Consider the following 16,743-nt stretch of genomic DNA (forward strand, 5'->3'; position numbering starts at 1 on the left):
AGACAGCCGGAAACTTGCCCATTCGTTACGGGCCGGCGAATTGACGGCAATATATGTTCCTGCCCAATCGACATTGGAAGACCGGTCACTTGTCCGTATACGGGCCACAATGGTTAAGGACATGGTAAGATTCAAGCAACGAATAAAATCATTCTTGTATTTTTATGGAATTCCATTTCCCCCTCAATTCGAAAAGTCAGGCTCCCACTGGTCAAAACGGTTTATGAAATGGCTTGGCGAAGAAGTATCACTCCAACATGACTCTGGCACACAAGCATTAAAAATATTGGTAAAAGAGGCTGAACAACAGCGACAATTATTGCTGGAGGTGCTAACGAAAATCAGGCTGTTGGCCGGTTGTGAAAAATATGAGAAGAACATAGCATTGCTAAGAAGCATTCCTGGAATTGGACTAATAACAGCCATTACTTTTCTGACAGAGATCGAAAATATTGACCGGTTTGAAAATACAGATCATTTTGCAGGCTTTGTAGGATTGGTGCCCAATTATCGTTCTTCCGGGGAAAGGGCAAGTGATGGTGAAATAACTTTCCGGGGTTCAAATATTTTAAGGACATCCCTGATAGAAACCTCCTGGATTGCTGCAAGCCTTGATCCGGCCCTTTCGTTAAGCTATAACACCTACATAAAACGGATGGAATCAAACAAAGCGATTGTCCGAATTGCCCGAAAAGTATTGAACCGGATATATTTTGTACTGAAAAACAAAATGGAATATGTACCAGGAATTGTCAAATAAACCCTTAAAAACAACCAGTATATTAAAGTGACCGCTTACTGCCCCTTGCAGTCTGGTCTGCTTAACGAGATTGCGGCGCTTTACTTGTAAAAACTGAAACAGGGAAATGTAGTATTTGTCTACTGATAGAAGGTTGTTTTTACGGGATATTTATCAGCGTAAGCTATAGAAACCATATTGGGTTTTCTTTAGCCATTGAGGATTCCTGTATAAGTAAAAGGAAGGTCCGAGAACCTCCCCTTATACAGTGTATCCGTAAAGAGTATTGCTGACAGGTTGCTCCCCAGCAGAGCCTGCGTCCTCTTCCTCTTTACAAGAAATAAAGATAATATACTTAGATTTAAAAAGTTATAGCGAAAATAGTTTCAAAATAATACTCCCTAAGTTTGGATTACAACATAGAAGGGGCAGTGTGGGAACACCCTACAAGATGCCGAGCTGTTACAGCAATTCAAGGAAGTTGAAAAGATGGGCGATGATGACCGCCAAACGGTTAAAAAGCTTATTGATGCTTTTATTACTAAAGGGAAGCTTAAGCAATTAATGTTATAAAAACAAAACCCGACCAAAACGGCCGGGTTTGTTGTTTTGATTTTTATATTAGGGTTTATTCCTTTAGTAAGTTCTCTATTGCAAGAATCGCTTCTTTTGAATATGAATCCTTATTATCCTTCATAACTTCAAGTTCTGTTCTTGGCAACTCTTTAAATTGTTTTTCAAACATTTCTATTCGCTTTTTTTCTTCCTCTAATTTCTCTTCCTCTGACTTCAATGATAGTCCTCTGAGTACTTTAAATATTGACTTTCTATGGAAAAAACCATGTACTAAAAGTAGCAGAAATGAAAGCACTTGCACTTCAAGTGTCTGTAGATTTATTACTTTCAGAATCCCAACATAAAAGCTGATGGTTACCATGCTTGTTGTAAAGTGAAGTACATTTGCAAGTCCTAAAAAGAGGACGATTACAAAAAAATATTTAAAGAATCCATAACGAGTAAAATATAAAAATGTACTGAAGGCAATAGAACCAAGCCCGGCATAACCATGCCAACTCAAAGGCATTCCCTTGATTAGGCTAGTTATGACAGTATAACATCCAATAACAAACAGGATAATGAAAGCAGTATCCTGTTTGTATTTTTTTATTTTATTATTCATTTTGATTCAATAATTTTTCAATTTCCAAGTAAGCCCCTATGCTAATAGATGTATTTCCCTGACTAACTTGAGCATCAACCTGCCCTCCTGCTGCGACACTTGTACTGGTACTTCCATCAGAGTTTGTTGTCGTTGTATTTACATATATATTTCCCGAAGAATTCACAACGCCATTTCCTCCAGAAACGCCTGAGCTGAACTCTGTTGTAACAGAAGTATCCCCATTAGCTAAGTCCGTTTGATGTGAAACAGAAATCTCTGCAGGAATTCCTTCTGCGGTTAAATCAACACTGGCATTTTGAACAAGATTAGTACTTGTTGATGATTCTAACTTTATTGGGTTTATTTCTGACAAAGTTGTTTTGTTGTTCCCATTATAGTCAAAAACTTGAGACGCATCAAGTTTTGCTTCAAATTTGCTTGTTGTTACAACTGACGAAGATGCAGAAAAAGATTTTGATTCTATCCCAGCTAATCTCTTGGTTTGAGTAACTCTAGCTCCTGCTTTAACCGTAAACAACGAAGCGGCAGCATCAAACATTTGACGAAATCCTTCAGTTACTGCTGACATTGGATTGTTGCGTACCCATTTTGCAAATTCATATCCATTAGGTTGCATTCCATCTGGGTCAATAAATCTCATTGGATTGTTCCAAGCATAGTTGTAAGGCGACCACCTTCTGCCCAATTCAGCTTTTGGATCAACCACATGCCATCTCCCCAGTTCCGGGTCGTACATCCTGGCCCCGTAATCATACCAATCCAGTTTCACCCCGCCGACTTCATCGTTTTGCCATTCCTTGCCGTTGTACAGGTACTTGTTTTCAAAGGGGGCCCGGTCAGCATTCAGCTCATCAAAGCTGGTGTAGTTCTTCTGGGCCATCACCAACCCGAAAGGATAATAATCCGTCCGCTGGATATACTCGGGCTGCCCATTGCTGTGCCCTCCGAAAACCACGCGTACATTGCCCAGGTGATCTTTCAGGTGATATTCAAACTTGTAAAGAACGTTGGTTTCTAAATACAGAAGTCGTTCGCATCGCCGCTTTCTTCCACCAACTAAACAAACCCGGAAGCGGACGCTTACCGGGTTCGTCATTGGTGAGCCACACAATAGCTATCTTCCCGTCTACAATTCGGTTACTCAAATCTTCTCAATTTCCTCATCCTACCCTTCTACGTTTTGTTAACCGCACTACTAGTTAACACAATTAACTAACAAAGTCAATAGGCAAGCAAAATAAGACGACGATTTATCCCTCTTATTAATCCTCACAAATCCGAAACAGCAGCTAGCAATCCCGCTAAATACGGGCATTTCAACCCGCATCTTTTATCAAATATGTTTATGAGCATAATCTTTTATTTCTTTCAACTTACAGGCATCAAACTTGCTATTCACGCGCGTACTTTCCTTGTTTTTCACCTTGCACTGCCTCGCAATTGACGATTTTTCGGCTCTTTTGTTACTTTTGCCTCCAAATTACTCGCCAATGTCAGCATCAATAAAAAAATACCTTCAGCTTCGAGCACAAGTGGATCAACTTACTGAACAACTCGCAAGCAAACACCAAAAGCACATGGCCTGCAAAAAAGGCTGCGACCTTTGCTGTATGGACTATGATGTGTTTCCCATTGAATTTGAAGCCATGAAAGAAGCACTTCAAAATCATCCGGTAGAACTTCAGGAGTCAATTGACGGAAGTTGTATTTTCCTGAAAGATCATGCATGTCAGATTTATGAGCATCGGCCAATTATCTGCCGGACCCACGGACTCCCACTATTATTTATGAATGATGATCAATGGGAACTATCAGCTTGTGAACTAAACTTTACTGATTTTGCCGATGAAGAGTTTACCTCGGAAAATTCCTTCCCGCAGGACACGTTCAACAGCAAGTTGTTCATGCTAAACAAAGCATTTCTTGAAGAAAGTAAAGGAGAACATTCCGAATTTGAGTTAATTCCCATGCAGCACCTAAAGGATCACTTCCAGCCAAAAAACTCCTAAAAAGGGCAGCAGACCGTTGTTTAAACCTTAGGTTAAATCCCATACTCATCACGAAAATGGTTAGGTGCTTTTCGTAGCTTTTCCTATTTTTGATGCGATATTTTTGAATCAATAATCACTATTCCTCAAAATAAAGAGACATGAGAAAAAAAGTAGTTGCCGGTAACTGGAAATGTAATACCAACCTACAAGAAGGTGTTGAGCTAGCAAAAGCTGTAAACGAAGCAGTTGCAAAAGATGGTGCAAAAGATGTTGTTGTTGTTCTTGGAACTCCATTTACACACATTACCAGCGTTGTTGACGCTGTTGATACCAATCGTATTGGTGTGGCATCTCAAAACTGTGCTGCAGAAGCTAAAGGTGCTTACACTGGTGAAGTTTCAGCTGCTATGGTAAAATCTACCGGAGCTGAATATGTAATCTTAGGACACTCTGAAAGACGCGAATACTACGGTGAAACAAGCGAAATTTTGAACAAAAAAGTAGCTTTGACATTGGAAAACGGCTTGACTCCAATTTACTGCTGTGGTGAAGCATTGGATATCCGCGAAGCAGGAACTCAAAACGACTTTGTAAAAACACAATTGGAAGAAACTGTTTTCAATCTTTCAGCTGAAGATTTCTCAAAAATCATTATTGCTTACGAACCAATCTGGGCTATTGGAACAGGTGTAACTGCCAGTTCAGAGCAAGCTCAGGAAATGTTGGCTTTCATCCGCGGATTGATCGCGGACAAATTTGGAGCTGCAGTTGCTGAAGAGACTTCAATTCTTTACGGCGGAAGCTGTAATCCTAAAAATGCTAACGAATTGTTTGCTAACCCAGACATCGATGGTGGTTTGATTGGTGGAGCTTCATTGAAAGCTGAAGACTTTCTTGCAATCATCAATGCATACTAGTTCGTAGTAAGCAATACGCAAAATATTTATTCAGAAAAGAGCTGTCCCCAAAAGGATGGCTCTTTCTATTCTCAACAGCAATTACTGAACGCATAAAATTAGGTCATTCTTCAGTTTTTGTTATCCCTCCATCGTTTTCACGACATGATCGAAACACCCTTTTTCTGCTACTTCTATTTACACTCAGGCATCGTTTGCCTCTATTATCGAGTAATTTAACAATACTCCAGGCAATTTTCCTGAGTGCAAATTCTTCTTTTGTTTTACCCCATTTTTTGCTTTTGAATATTGAGAAAACTGGCCTACTTTTGTCCTATCGAAACAAATATCATGGATACAACAGAAATTCTAATCACGATCAGGAGAATTGTTCGATCAATTAACCTGGAATCAAAAAAGATACAAAAGGAATACGGCGTTAGTATTCCACAGTTATTGTGCTTAAGCTACCTGCATGCTTCACGAAATTTTCAATCAACACAAGGAGAAATTCGTCGATTTTTAAATTTGAACTCAAGTACCACTAGCGGTATTATTGATCGTTTAGAGAATAAAGGGTGTTTAGCTCGACTTCCAAAACAAGGAGATAAACGAGTCGTTAATATTGCACTGACCTCCAAAGGATCAGAACTGCTAAAACAGGTCCCCCCCTTGTTGCATGATCGGTTGTCAGAGAGGCTTCAATCACTTCCCAGTATTAAGCTACAGCAAATTCAAGAAAGTTTAGTAACCCTTGTACACATACTCGATATTGAACAAGTAGAGGCTTCTCCAATGCTTACAATCGAAGAACCTATCGAAGAAACAAAAAAAGAAATAAGCTCAAAGAGCCAAGAAATTTAGTTTGCAAGCAAACATTTAATGAGCCAGATATTTTTCTGGCTTTTTTTATGCCCTAAAACAATCTCCTGAATAACAGCACAAACAACGCTCACACAAGCAAATAAAACCACTTACAAAAACGGTTTCCATTTGCCTATATTCTCCTAAAAAAGTATTTTTGTTCGCATAGAAACCAATAACCTTTTATATGGAGATATTTAATGGCACCCAACAAGCAATTGCTAACAAAATCAACAAAACATCTACAATTTCAAATTGGCGAGACTGGAAGTGGCAGCTAAAAAATTCAATTAGCAACATCGATCAGTTTGAAAAACTTACGGGCATTACTTTTAATGCCGACGAAAAATCACAGCTAAAAAAAACACTGGAAAAATTTCCATTGTCCATCACTCCTTATTACGCTTCTCTAATTTCTACAGAGAATTACCAAAACGACCCGGTGTTTAAGCAATCATTTGCGAATGTTCATGAATTGCATGTGTTAGACACAGACTTAACTGATCCTCTATCAGAAGACAAAGACAGCCCAGAAGAAGGAATTACCCATCGCTACCCAGACCGTGTTTTATTCCATGTTAGTAATGTGTGTGCTATGTATTGCCGCCATTGCACACGAAAACGCAAAGTTGGTGACATCGATTTTATCCCCTCAAAAGAACAACTTCAAAAAGGAATTGAGTACATTAAAAACACGCCACAAGTAAGGGATGTATTGCTATCAGGAGGTGACCCGCTCATGTTGCCAGATAGTAAAATTGACTGGCTACTGAGTGAGCTTACCGCGATACCACACGTCGAAGTAGTTCGCATAGGAACGAGAATGCCCGTTGTACTTCCTTACCGCATTACAGACGAACTCGTCCAGATTTTGAAGAAATATCAACCACTGTGGATTAACACCCACTTTAATCATCCGCGCGAAATGACAGCCTCAGCCAAAGAGGCCGTTCGCAAGCTGGCCGATGGCGGTTTTCCAGTTGGAAACCAGACCGTTCTTTTGGCCAATGTGAATGACTGCCCACGGATTATGAAAAAGCTGGTGCACAAGCTAGTACAAAACCGGGTTCGCCCCTACTACTTATACCAATGTGATTTATCTGAAGGACTTTCGCATTTCCGCACACCGGTAGGGAAAGGAATTGAAATCATGGAAAGCCTTATCGGACATACCAGCGGTTTTTCTGTTCCAACCTACGTGATTGATGCACCTGGAGGTGGAGGAAAAATTCCCGTTATGCCCAACTACATTATCTCCTGGTCAACACATAAAGTTGTGCTTCGAAACTACGAAGGTGTCATTACCACCTACAAAGAGCCGGATCATTACGAAAACAAATTTTGCGACCGGGATTGCGAAAACTGCAACCTTGAATTGAATATGGAAGAAAGTGATGAAATGCAATCATTAGGAATTGAAAAGCTACTCGCAGATTCAAATGATTCAATCTCGCTGATTCCTGAAAATAACGAACGACATAACAGAAGAGACGACTAATTATGGATTTGATTGAAAAGCTAGGACACTCGCTGGTTCATCACGGAGAATTCAACAACCGAATTTTCCTATTGAAATACGACGAAAAGGACCGAAATAACATTACTGATCAGCTCAATAAGCTGGCTGAAACCAATGGCTATACAAAAATTATAGCCAAAGTTCCGGCTGCTGCTCAACCGGTCTTTTTAAAAGATGGCTTCACACAAGAAGCTTTCATTCCTTCGTTTTACCAGGGAGAACAGGATGTTTTTTTCATGTCTAAATTCTTATCAGACGAACGAAAAAAAGCACCTTCCTCAGCCTTAGATACTTTAACAGACTTACTAGCACAACCCCAGAACAACAATGGGGCTGTGCTGGCAAAAGAGTTTAAACTAACACTTTTGAGCCCCAAGGAAGCTCCGCAAATGTCTGAGCTATTTGGAAAGGTTTTCGAGACCTACCCATTTCCTGTCACGCAACCCGAGTACATCCGGGAAACGATGCAGGAAGAAACCGTCATTTATTTTGGAATCTGGCACAACCAAAAGCTGGTCGGCATTTCTTCTGCCGAAGTAGACCCCAAAAACAAAAATGCGGAGATGACCGACTTTGCCGTTCTTCCTGAATATAGAGGGCATCGGCTTGCCTATTTTCTGCTACAGAAAATGGAAGAATACCTAACAGAACAAAAATATCAAACCGTATACACGATTGCCCGACTCAATTCGCCCGGGATGAATAAAACATTCATCAACCATGGTTATCGTTTTTCAGGCGTACTAACCAATAACACCAACATCTCCGGACAAATCGAAAGCATGAACGTGTATTACAAAAAGCTTATGAAAAATGGTTAACCAAAGACATCTGGGGAAACTTTGCCCCTTTGCCAAAGAATGCCCCGTTTATCAAGAAGAACTTCTTATTGATAAAATCTCTCCTTTTCTGATCAAAAATGTATTCTGCAACAGAGGTCAAAAAGGATGGAAAAACTGTGAGCGTTTTAAAATTGCCGACACAGGACAGGAGATTCCTGCAACTGCAACCCCCTATAAACAAAGCTAAATAATGAAACAAGAAATCAGATTAGAACAAATTGAAGACAATACTGAGCGTGCAATCCTTCAGCTACTTGAGCATAACGACCAGTTCACGACAGGAGATATTCTCATGCGGCTCAAACTAAGCTACCGCAAAGGCAAAGAACACCTCCGTGCCTTACGAGCCAAGAATTGGATTAGCAACACCGAAAGAGCACCCTATTACACCCTAAAAATCAGCCTAAAATAATGCATTGGATTGATCTGACCATTTTTGTGGTTTACCTCATTTTCATGTTAGGTGTGGGATTTTTTTTCCTGCGCAAAAACAAAAACACAGACGACTATTTTGTAGGCGGTCGAAAAATGAGCAGCCTTCATATTGGCTTGTCTGTAGTAGCAACTGATGTTGGCGGCGGATTTTCAATTGGACTGGGAGGACTGGGTTTTATCATGGGGCTCTCCGGAAGCTGGCTTTTATTTTCCGGACTAATAGGAGCCTGGCTCACCGCAGTAATTTTGGTTCCTAAAGTTCATCGATTATCCCAACGCCAAAACCTACTTTCCTTTCCCCAATTTCTAGCCAACAGTTACAGCACCAAAGTAGCGCTAATTGCCGGGATCATCTCAGCCATCGGCTATCTCGGATTTACCAGTTCGCAAATCCTTGCTGGAGCAAAACTTGCTGCAGCTACTTTTCCTGCTCTCTCGTTCAATACCGCGCTGTTGGTTATGGGAGTAATTGCTGTTGTTTATACCGTACTGGGAGGACTCAAGGCGGTTATTTACACCGACACCATTCAATGGATTATCTTGATGGGAGGCCTTATTTTTGTTGCTCTTCCACTGTGTTATTTTGCCGTTGGAGGTTTTGAAGCAGTCAAAGAAACCTTGCCCAGCTCGTTCTTAAGTTTTACCAACATTAGCTGGCAACAGTTTCTAAACTGGATGGCTACGGTCATTCCCATTTGGTTTATAGGAATGACTCTTTACCAGCGAATTTATGCTTCGCAGAGTCCCAAATCAGCTCAACGCGCCTGGTTCATTGCCGGACTTTTTGAATACCCGCTAATGGCTTTCAGCGGAGTCTTATTAGGACTGCTTTCCAAAGTAGCTTTTGAAAATGGTATGCTTGCTGGCGCAGGCTTTCCCGCAGGGGCGGCAATTGACTCAGAGATGGGGCTTCCGCTACTATTAAAAACAGTTCTTCCTGTAGGTTTAACCGGCATTGTATTATCCGCCTACTTTTCGGCCATCATGTCTACTGCCGACAGTTGCTTAATGGCAGCTTCAGGCAATATACTCACAGATATCCTGAAAGGACACAACCATCCATCAAGCTTACGACTCTCTCAAGTTCTGACGCTGGCCGTTGGAGGAGTTGCATTACTTTTAGCGTTTAAAATGCCGAATGTTCTGGAGCTCATGCTACATTCATACACCTTCATGGTTTCTGGATTATTCATTCCAGTAGTGGCTGCACTCATCAAAACCAAAAACAATCCCAGGGCTGCCATGGGCGCCATGCTTGCAGGAGGAAGCACTTCGCTCAGTTTGATCATCTTAGACTTACAATTACCTCTGGGCCTTGACCCAATCATCTTTGGCATAACTAGTTCTCTTGTTGTTTTCCTCTTGATCGCTTCAGCCACAAAATCAAAACCATCCTATGCCTAAAACTATTTCTCGACTCTGAAACGAATATGAAATTTATCGTTCAAAAATTACAAAAACAAGAATGGATAAATTTTATGTGAGAGCGACGAACTGAGCCGTTCCATCTGTCAAATTTGAATTTTTAAATTATCAGGAAATTAAAATTTATACAGATGAAATTATAGTTATTTTTGCCGCTTATTTTACCGGCGGTATGAAAAACAAAACAATCCAATATTATGGGGCAGCTCTAATCGCCATGTTCTTTTGGAGCTTCTCATTCGTTTGGTTCAAGATAGCTTACAAAAGCTACGAACCAATGACTGTGGTACTTATTAGACTGAGTCTATCCGCGGCCATTATGTTTGTTGTTTCTAAAGTTATTGGCAAACTACAAGCTGTTAAAAAGAGCGATCTGGGCCTTTTGATACTCCTCTCCTTTTTCGAGCCATTTCTCTATTTCATGGGCGAAAGTTTTGGATTGAAGTATGTATCGCCAACTGTAGCAGCCGTCATTGTTGCAACAATCCCCCTATTTTCACCCTTTGCTGCTTGGTACTTTTACAAAGAGAAACTCAGCTGGACCAACTTCACCGGATTGCTGGTTTCCTTTTTCGGCTGTAGCCTGGTTGTTTTTGATATGTCTTCCGGCCTGTCTGCATCGCCTTTAGGAATCGCTCTTGAGTTCGTTGCCGTGCTATCAACCATTGGCTATGCTGTTGTTTTAAAACGCATGACCACCAACTACAATGGATTTACCATAATTGCTTACCAAAATCTGTTTGGTGCTTTTATGTTTCTCCCATTCTGGGGAATTTTTGAAGCGAAAGAAGCTTTAGCCACTCCTTTTTCAGCCGAGGCATTTGCCGCAATTATTAAACTGGCTGTGTTTGCTTCAATTTTGGCTTTTATCTTTTTCACCTATAGCATTCGGAAAATTGGCATCAACAAGTCAAACATGTTTATCAATGTAATTCCTGTTTTTGTCGCTATTTTTTCGTTTTTTGTTTTAAAAGAAACAATCAATTCACAAAAAATAACAGGAATAACAGTTGTGATTTTAGGGCTTTTTATGGCTCAATTTAAAAGAAAGAAACGTTGGGAATGGAAACTATCAAGTATTACAAGCGCGAAGAGCTAAAGCAGATGACGGCCAACCGGAAGCAGGAATTCTCAGCCCTGTTTCAAAAATTAAAAAAGAAAAAGCCCAAAAACCTGGACTCAATTGTTCATGCCCTTCATCAAGAAGCTTTTGACCAATTTGACTGCCTCGATTGTGCCAATTGCTGCTCCGGCATCAGTCCCATTGTTAAGGACAAAGATGTAGAACGACTGGCAAAATCGCAACGCATGAAAGCAGCCGATTTTATAAGCCAATACTTATATATGGACGAGGAGGATGATTACGTCTTTCAAGAAACCCCTTGCCCGTTTTTACTTGCGGACAACTATTGCTGCGTTTATGAAAACCGCCCACGAGCTTGCCGCGAATATCCGCACACCGATCGCAAACGTTTCTACCAAATACTCAAACTAAGCCATAAGAATTGTGAAGTTTGCCCCATTGTTTTCGCCATTACTGATGAGCTATGCAAAATGGAATGGTAAAAACAGCGAATATTTCAAATCTATGAATGCCGGTGCCAATCGTTTTTTCATTATATTAGACCAAAACAATAAACCATGCAAAACGACACAGCCCTAATCCCGATTTTCACTGGCTCCGAAACAGAAGTTATTCTGCTTAAAGGACAATTGGAAGAACAAGGCATTTCAACTCTTATTCGCAATGACTACCAATCCGGCATCACCGCTGGATTTGGAGGAGGGACTCCTTCATCCATTGAATTGCTCGTCCAACAGAAAGACCTGGAAGCAGCTCAAGCAATTTTAGACGATTTGAATCAATAAAAAAGCACAAATAAAATTTGTGCTTATATTCTTTTTGGAGCAAAGTTATTCAACCAAATCCGTCTAAAGAAAATTGAATCTTGGCGCTAATAACGTTGCAATCGAATCACTTCTTGTCCATCATCTCCGGGCAAGGACAGCGTTAACTCACCTTCAGTAAGATTGGCAACGCCACGAACAGCACTCCCATTCGGCTTAGTCCATTCAACCGTAAAAACCTGCTCCAAACCTGTTGGCTCCAATTCAGCAATTACTTGCAGTTCGTCGTAACCAAGCAATTTACCATTTACTACCAACAAAGCTTTCTGCCCGTTATCCTTCTCAACCAAGTCTACAAAATAAGTATAATTGTAATAAAGGTTTGCTGGGCGATATAAGGAAACTGTCCGCTTTGCCTCTGCACGCGGAGCCTGCTGACTTACTACTTTAGGGGCCTGAACTGGCGTTGACACGACAGCCTGCGAAGGAGCGGTTTCTGCTTGCGCAACTGGTACTGCCACTGGAGTTGTCCTTCCAGCAACTTGTCCAGCCAGTGGGTTTAATGGCAATTTCTCCAAGTCTTTCATCGCATCGGCTACCGCTTCGGCATAACCCTCCCGAAATTCTTTTGAATGTCCTGTTCCTTCTTCTGACCAAACCACCCGGTTACGACAATCCAATAACTCAACCTTCAACTTATTGCGAAATAAGTGCTGCACTTTAACCAAATTTACCGTTAAAGCATCGCAGTAGTCATCTGCAACCTGATCCGACTGAAACTCACTTCGGATCCCCTTATCTGTAAATTCCTTTTGCAAGGCGGCACTCAATCCATACGGGTTAAGGTCGTCCGTAAACTCAGCAAAACGAGTAGGAACAATTACATACTTATAAGCTGTCTGAGCTTTTCCAACAAAGCACAAAACCAAGAATCCCAAAAGTAGCAGGTGGCGTTTCATCATTATCTTTTTCTATTTATAAATTCATTAAAACTTCCTTAGGCCTTTAAATACGAGACTTAGCGTATATAAAAAGCCAAGGCAAGCTAACAATTTTTTGCCGTTTCACCTAACTCTAAATTGAAGTTGCCCCACGAACAATTGAATCAGCTCGACATAAAAAGTGACCACCTGCCGAACTATCTTTCACCATTCTATGTTTTATAGAAATCGACCTATCGATTCGTCATTTTGGGAATTTCATGAATTAAAACACAGATGCGTCCAAGAAGCACCGCATCCATGTTTTTAAAAAGATTAAGCATGATTAATTCCATACTTACCCATGCCTTGGATGGCATTCTAGCAATTGATCTGGATGGAAAAATAAGCTACGCCAACCATTCTGCCTTGCAACTTTTAAAGTACCAAGAACATCAGCTAATTGGTACTCCCCATTCCTCCTTAGTGCAGGACTCAAAGAATAGTGAACTCGATAAAATCATTTCCAGATTAGACAAACAAGAACAACCTGAAGCCATTCAAACCATAAGACTGACACGAGACAAAAGACCTGTTTTTGTTTCAGCACGCTTTTCTCCTATCCTTAACAAACAAGGGCAACTTATCGCGATATCTGAACTAATTCGCCCGCTGACTGCAGAAGAAAGAATGAGCAATAAAGCGCAAGACCTACTGGAAACAGCTCCAGATGCCATGGTGATTGTAAACGAAAGCGGCACCATTCAACGAATGAATGCACAAGCAACAAATATTTTTGGTTATCAAAAAGAAGAGCTCCTTGGGCAAAAGATTGAACAGTTAATACCACAACGCTTTCATGGCAATCATTCACAGCACAGAGCCAACTATTTTAAAAGCCCCAAAATACGCCCAATGGGTGCTAATCTGGAGCTTTTTGCGAAACACAAAGACGGCCACGAATTTCCTGTTGAGATATCCCTAAGTCCGCTAAAAACCGCCCGTGAACTTTTGGTCAGTGCAGCCATACGCGACATTACTGCACGCAAAAAGACGGAGCAAGAGCTGCATTCGTTCAATCACCAACTTCAGGTAAAAAATAAAGAATTGGAGCAATTTGCCTACATTGCCTCACACGATTTGCAAGAGCCTCTGCGAACAGTGAAAAGCTTTGTAGACTTGTTAAATCAACACTATGCTGAATTACTAGAGGGACAGGGCAAGCATTTCCTACACTTTATTTCGCAAGCGACCAACCGCATGGAAGAGTTAGTTGTCGGGCTGTTAAACTATTCCCGAATTGGGCAAAGCAAGCAAAAAAGCCCGGTAAATTGTTCCGAATTGCTCCGCGAGATAAAACAAGACCTTGCATCCTCAATCTCTATAGCCAAAGCAACCGTGCACTCCAAAGGATTACCTCAAGTAGAGGCTTACCCAACGGAACTTCGTCAGCTTTTTCAGAATCTCATTGTCAACGCGATCAAATTCAGAGAAGACAAACGGGCTCCAATGATAACAATTCAAGCAGAGCGAAAGAAGGATCATTTTTTGTTCCAGGTAGCAGATAATGGAATTGGCATCGCACCCCAGCACCTCGAACGAATATTTGTCATTTTTCAGCGTTTACACCCCCAATCCGACTACGAAGGAACCGGAATTGGACTAGCCCTTTGCCAGAAAATTGTTGAGTTGCATGGAGGTTCTATTTGGGTGCAATCCACCCTCGGCAAGGGAAGTACGTTCTTTTTCACGCTTCCAATCAACCCAATGCATGATTTAACAATACAAGAGCCAACCATAAGAACTTAATCCGCCCCACTTATTCACCAATTCAAAATAATCCCCATGAAAAAAAATTTACATACCATCATTTTAATTGACGACAACGAAGCTGACAATTTTCTGCACCAGATCATCATTAAAGACACGGACGAATCAATCCAAATTGTCACCTTTCAAAATGCAGAAAAAGCGCTTCTTCACCTCGCCCAACAGCATTCCTCCGACACACCACCGCCAGCCCTTATTCTTTTAGATATCAACATGCCGGCAATGAATGGATGGGAATTTCTAGAAGCTTACAGAAAGCTGGACGACACCTGCAAAAAACACATTGTCGTTGTCATGCTCACAACATCACCTAATCCTGACGACGAGACGAAAGCCAGAAACAATCCCGATGTTCGAGACTTCATAAGCAAACCCCTTTCTTCTGAAATATTGGAAAAACTTGTTCGTGATTATTTTTCTACTCAACTTTAGCCCCTCTCAAATGTTTGTGTTCAAAAAATAAATCATTGATATGCGAAACTTAAAATTAAGCCTGCTTGCCGGCCTCCTCTTTTTTATGACGAGCTGTGCTGAAATGCAACAATTGGCGACAACAATTTACCAAGACCAAAAACCACTGTCCCAAACGGAAATTATAAGTGGGTTAAAACAAGCCCTGGTTGTTGGAACCGACAGTTCGGTCTCTCGGCTTTCAGCGCTAGACGGCTACTTAAAAGACGAAGCTGTTAAAATTTCACTTCCACCAGAAGCGGATATGATTACCAATAACCTGAGCAAACTCCCAGGCGGAGATCAGTTGGTGGATAAAGTGATAACCAGCATCAACCATGCGGCATCAGATGCAGCTAAGGAAGCAGCCCCAATTCTTGCAAACAGCATTAAGCAAATGAGTATTCAGGATGCTGCAGGGATTTTGACTGGCGGAGATTATGCGGCAACCAATTATCTCAAGAAAACCAATTATAATACTCTAACTCAACTGTATCAACCAAAAATTGAAGCATCGCTTAATAAAAAGCTTGTTGGCAACCTATCTGCACAGCAATCGTGGGATGAGTTAACCAAACAATGGAACCAGGTAGCCGGCTCTTTTGTAGGACAGCTCGCTAGCTTGGAGAAAGTTGAAACGAACTTAAGCACTTACCTGACCCAAAGGGCACTCGATGGCTTGTTCTTAAAAATAGGAGAAACCGAGAAAAATATACGACAAGATCCCGCAGCACGGGTAACCGATCTGTTGAAACGAGTTTTTGCCAAACAATAGCTTTGGCAAGCTCTTTTCTGGAGTGAGAACAACAAAAGGATCAGAATCAATACTTCCAAAGGCGTCCTTGCCAAGTTTCACGTTCTGCCAAACGCTTCTCAACCCGGGCAACAAATTCAAAGTTTTTCAGCCCCCACAAAGGAGCGATCAGCAAATCACGGGGAGCCTGACTAACGAAACGCTCAATAATAATTTCAGGATTAAGCAATTCCAAATAATCTACAACCAGATCAACATACTCATCAGCTGAAAACAACATAAAGTCTTCGGGGCTACGCTCATACTCAACGGCCATACGCGTTCCTTTATGAACTTGCAGTTGATGAAGCTTTAAATTCTCTACAGGTAATTCCGAAATCACTTTAGCCTGATTTAAAACATCTCCTCTCGACTCTCCCGGCAAGCCCAAAATCAAGTGCGCACAAGTATGAATTCCTCGTTTTGCCGTCTGCTCAATCGCCCATCTCGAGGTCTCAAACAAATGCCCCCGGTTAATTCGTGTCAGCGTTTCATCCTGCACCGACTCCACCCCATACTCAACCATGACATAATGATTTTCGGCCAATTCCCCCAAGTAGTCCAAAATGGCTTCATCAACACAATCCGGACGCGTACCAATCACCAAGCCAATAATCTTTGGATGAGCCAATGCTTCTTCGTAGCGTGCTTTTAACACATCCAGCGAAGCATAAGTATTAGAGTATGCCTGAAAATAAGCCAGAAACTTCATCGATTGATACTTCTTGGCAAAAAAGTCAACTCCTTTTTTTACCTGCTCCGAGATTCCGATCTCTAAACGACAATAATCCGGCTTAAAGGTCTTGTTATTGCAATACGAACAACCACTCCAAGCCTTAGCACCATCTCGGTTTGGGCAAGTAAATCCAGCATCAACCGATACCTTTTGAACTCGTTCGTTAAACTTGTTCCGAAAGTAACTGGAAAAATCATTGTAGCGTTTGCTGTGTCCCCAAGAGAAAATGTGATCTGTCATAAGCCAAAATATCGCGCAAAATAAATCATTTC

At 41.2% G+C, this 16,743-nt stretch carries 19 protein-coding genes; 15 read left to right on the top strand and 4 right to left on the bottom strand.

What is annotated here, in order from left to right; all coding sequences use genetic code 11:
- Positions 1-760: IS110 family RNA-guided transposase (locus BM156_RS19105; protein ID WP_093921512.1), on the top strand; the 760-nt coding region annotated here is incomplete at its 5' end.
- Positions 761-1,367: 607 nt separating this feature from the next.
- On the opposite strand, the gene BM156_RS19110 is transcribed toward BM156_RS19105, so the two are convergent.
- Together BM156_RS19110 and BM156_RS19115 are read right to left on the bottom strand one after the other, a co-directional pair.
- Positions 1,368-1,919 (bottom strand): hypothetical protein, encoded by a 552-nt coding sequence (locus BM156_RS19110; RefSeq protein ID WP_093921513.1) that lies wholly within the window; start codon positions 1,917-1,919, stop codon positions 1,368-1,370.
- Positions 1,912-3,018, bottom strand: a complete 1,107-nt coding sequence (locus BM156_RS19115; RefSeq protein WP_093921514.1) for an RHS repeat-associated core domain-containing protein — start codon at positions 3,016-3,018, stop codon at positions 1,912-1,914. Before BM156_RS19115 ends, BM156_RS19110 begins: the two co-directional genes overlap by 8 nt.
- 394 nt (positions 3,019-3,412) lie before the next feature.
- On the opposite strand from BM156_RS19115, the gene BM156_RS19120 reads away from it, so the two are divergent.
- From BM156_RS19120 to BM156_RS19170, 11 genes are all read left to right on the top strand, one after another.
- On the top strand, positions 3,413-3,931 hold the full coding sequence (locus tag BM156_RS19120) for a YkgJ family cysteine cluster protein (RefSeq protein WP_093921515.1): 519 nt from the start codon (positions 3,413-3,415) through the stop codon (positions 3,929-3,931).
- Positions 3,932-4,071: 140 nt separating this feature from the next.
- Positions 4,072-4,830 carry a triose-phosphate isomerase gene (tpiA, locus tag BM156_RS19125; RefSeq protein ID WP_093921516.1) on the top strand — a complete coding sequence of 253 codons (759 nt, stop codon included), beginning with the start codon at positions 4,072-4,074 and terminating at the stop codon, positions 4,828-4,830.
- Between the two features lie 330 nt (positions 4,831-5,160).
- Positions 5,161-5,673: a MarR family winged helix-turn-helix transcriptional regulator gene (locus BM156_RS19130; RefSeq protein ID WP_093921517.1), complete on the top strand. Its 513-nt coding sequence runs from the start codon at positions 5,161-5,163 to the stop codon at positions 5,671-5,673.
- Between the two features lie 187 nt (positions 5,674-5,860).
- Positions 5,861-7,171: a lysine 2,3-aminomutase gene (gene kamA / locus BM156_RS19135; protein ID WP_093921518.1), complete on the top strand. Its 1,311-nt coding sequence runs from the start codon at positions 5,861-5,863 to the stop codon at positions 7,169-7,171.
- Between the two features lie 2 nt (positions 7,172-7,173).
- Positions 7,174-8,013 carry a putative beta-lysine N-acetyltransferase gene (ablB, locus tag BM156_RS19140; protein ID WP_093921519.1) on the top strand — a complete coding sequence of 280 codons (840 nt, stop codon included), beginning with the start codon at positions 7,174-7,176 and terminating at the stop codon, positions 8,011-8,013.
- Positions 8,006-8,221, top strand: coding sequence for a hypothetical protein (locus BM156_RS19145; RefSeq protein WP_093921520.1), 216 nt, complete (start codon positions 8,006-8,008; stop codon positions 8,219-8,221). The genes ablB and BM156_RS19145 overlap by 8 nt, the downstream gene beginning before the upstream one ends.
- A gap of 3 nt (positions 8,222-8,224) precedes the next feature.
- Positions 8,225-8,446, top strand: a complete 222-nt coding sequence (locus tag BM156_RS19150) for a hypothetical protein (RefSeq protein WP_093921521.1) — start codon at positions 8,225-8,227, stop codon at positions 8,444-8,446.
- A complete protein-coding gene (locus BM156_RS19155; protein WP_093921522.1) occupies positions 8,446-9,873 on the top strand; it encodes a sodium:solute symporter family protein in 1,428 nt (475 codons plus the stop codon). Before BM156_RS19150 ends, BM156_RS19155 begins: the two co-directional genes overlap by 1 nt.
- A gap of 193 nt (positions 9,874-10,066) precedes the next feature.
- Positions 10,067-10,993 (top strand): DMT family transporter, encoded by a 927-nt coding sequence (locus BM156_RS19160; RefSeq protein ID WP_093921523.1) that lies wholly within the window; start codon positions 10,067-10,069, stop codon positions 10,991-10,993.
- Positions 10,957-11,460: a YkgJ family cysteine cluster protein gene (locus tag BM156_RS19165; RefSeq protein ID WP_093921524.1), complete on the top strand. Its 504-nt coding sequence runs from the start codon at positions 10,957-10,959 to the stop codon at positions 11,458-11,460. Before BM156_RS19160 ends, BM156_RS19165 begins: the two co-directional genes overlap by 37 nt.
- A gap of 75 nt (positions 11,461-11,535) precedes the next feature.
- Positions 11,536-11,763 carry a putative signal transducing protein gene (locus tag BM156_RS19170; RefSeq protein WP_093921525.1) on the top strand — a complete coding sequence of 76 codons (228 nt, stop codon included), beginning with the start codon at positions 11,536-11,538 and terminating at the stop codon, positions 11,761-11,763.
- A gap of 86 nt (positions 11,764-11,849) precedes the next feature.
- On the opposite strand, the gene BM156_RS19175 is transcribed toward BM156_RS19170, so the two are convergent.
- On the bottom strand, positions 11,850-12,704 hold the full coding sequence (locus tag BM156_RS19175) for a hypothetical protein (protein ID WP_139218338.1): 855 nt from the start codon (positions 12,702-12,704) through the stop codon (positions 11,850-11,852).
- Positions 12,705-13,004: 300 nt separating this feature from the next.
- On the opposite strand from BM156_RS19175, the gene BM156_RS19180 reads away from it, so the two are divergent.
- The 3 genes from BM156_RS19180 to BM156_RS19190 are packed head-to-tail and all read left to right on the top strand — an operon-like array spanning position 13,005 to position 15,717.
- Positions 13,005-14,471 (top strand): PAS domain S-box protein, encoded by a 1,467-nt coding sequence (locus BM156_RS19180; protein ID WP_093921527.1) that lies wholly within the window; start codon positions 13,005-13,007, stop codon positions 14,469-14,471.
- 36 nt (positions 14,472-14,507) lie between these two features.
- Positions 14,508-14,924: a response regulator gene (locus BM156_RS19185; protein ID WP_093921528.1), complete on the top strand. Its 417-nt coding sequence runs from the start codon at positions 14,508-14,510 to the stop codon at positions 14,922-14,924.
- Between the two features lie 40 nt (positions 14,925-14,964).
- The gene (locus tag BM156_RS19190; protein WP_093921529.1) at positions 14,965-15,717 is read left to right on the top strand and encodes a DUF4197 domain-containing protein; all 753 of its coding nucleotides are present in this window, start codon (positions 14,965-14,967) and stop codon (positions 15,715-15,717) included.
- Positions 15,718-15,763: 46 nt separating this feature from the next.
- On the opposite strand, the gene BM156_RS19195 is transcribed toward BM156_RS19190, so the two are convergent.
- Positions 15,764-16,711: a tRNA modification radical SAM protein MnmL/YtqA gene (locus BM156_RS19195; protein ID WP_093921530.1), complete on the bottom strand. Its 948-nt coding sequence runs from the start codon at positions 16,709-16,711 to the stop codon at positions 15,764-15,766.
- Positions 16,712-16,743 lie beyond the last annotated feature (32 nt).

Source organism: Sunxiuqinia elliptica (assembly GCF_900113005.1).
GTDB lineage: Bacteria > Bacteroidota > Bacteroidia > Bacteroidales > Prolixibacteraceae > Sunxiuqinia > Sunxiuqinia elliptica.

What these genes read in the sequence shown, in the direction of transcription:
- BM156_RS19130 (WP_093921517.1), top strand. Translation starts at nt 5,161, where the DNA reads ATGGATACAACAGAAATTCTAATCACGATCAGGAGAATTGTTCGATCA.
- BM156_RS19190 (WP_093921529.1), top strand. Translation starts at nt 14,965, where the DNA reads ATGCGAAACTTAAAATTAAGCCTGCTTGCCGGCCTCCTCTTTTTTATG.
- BM156_RS19155 (WP_093921522.1), top strand. Translation starts at nt 8,446, where the DNA reads ATGCATTGGATTGATCTGACCATTTTTGTGGTTTACCTCATTTTCATG.
- BM156_RS19185 (WP_093921528.1), top strand. Translation starts at nt 14,508, where the DNA reads ATGAAAAAAAATTTACATACCATCATTTTAATTGACGACAACGAAGCT.
- kamA (WP_093921518.1), top strand. Translation starts at nt 5,861, where the DNA reads ATGGAGATATTTAATGGCACCCAACAAGCAATTGCTAACAAAATCAAC.
- BM156_RS19110 (WP_093921513.1), bottom strand. Translation starts at nt 1,919, where the DNA reads ATGAATAATAAAATAAAAAAATACAAACAGGATACTGCTTTCATTATC.
- BM156_RS19150 (WP_093921521.1), top strand. Translation starts at nt 8,225, where the DNA reads ATGAAACAAGAAATCAGATTAGAACAAATTGAAGACAATACTGAGCGT.
- BM156_RS19115 (WP_093921514.1), bottom strand. Translation starts at nt 3,018, where the DNA reads ATGACGAACCCGGTAAGCGTCCGCTTCCGGGTTTGTTTAGTTGGTGGA.
- BM156_RS19160 (WP_093921523.1), top strand. Translation starts at nt 10,067, where the DNA reads ATGAAAAACAAAACAATCCAATATTATGGGGCAGCTCTAATCGCCATG.
- BM156_RS19170 (WP_093921525.1), top strand. Translation starts at nt 11,536, where the DNA reads ATGCAAAACGACACAGCCCTAATCCCGATTTTCACTGGCTCCGAAACA.
- BM156_RS19195 (WP_093921530.1), bottom strand. Translation starts at nt 16,711, where the DNA reads ATGACAGATCACATTTTCTCTTGGGGACACAGCAAACGCTACAATGAT.
- BM156_RS19165 (WP_093921524.1), top strand. Translation starts at nt 10,957, where the DNA reads ATGGAAACTATCAAGTATTACAAGCGCGAAGAGCTAAAGCAGATGACG.
- BM156_RS19145 (WP_093921520.1), top strand. Translation starts at nt 8,006, where the DNA reads ATGGTTAACCAAAGACATCTGGGGAAACTTTGCCCCTTTGCCAAAGAA.
- BM156_RS19120 (WP_093921515.1), top strand. Translation starts at nt 3,413, where the DNA reads ATGTCAGCATCAATAAAAAAATACCTTCAGCTTCGAGCACAAGTGGAT.
- BM156_RS19180 (WP_093921527.1), top strand. Translation starts at nt 13,005, where the DNA reads ATGATTAATTCCATACTTACCCATGCCTTGGATGGCATTCTAGCAATT.
- BM156_RS19175 (WP_139218338.1), bottom strand. Translation starts at nt 12,704, where the DNA reads ATGATGAAACGCCACCTGCTACTTTTGGGATTCTTGGTTTTGTGCTTT.
- tpiA (WP_093921516.1), top strand. Translation starts at nt 4,072, where the DNA reads ATGAGAAAAAAAGTAGTTGCCGGTAACTGGAAATGTAATACCAACCTA.
- ablB (WP_093921519.1), top strand. Translation starts at nt 7,174, where the DNA reads ATGGATTTGATTGAAAAGCTAGGACACTCGCTGGTTCATCACGGAGAA.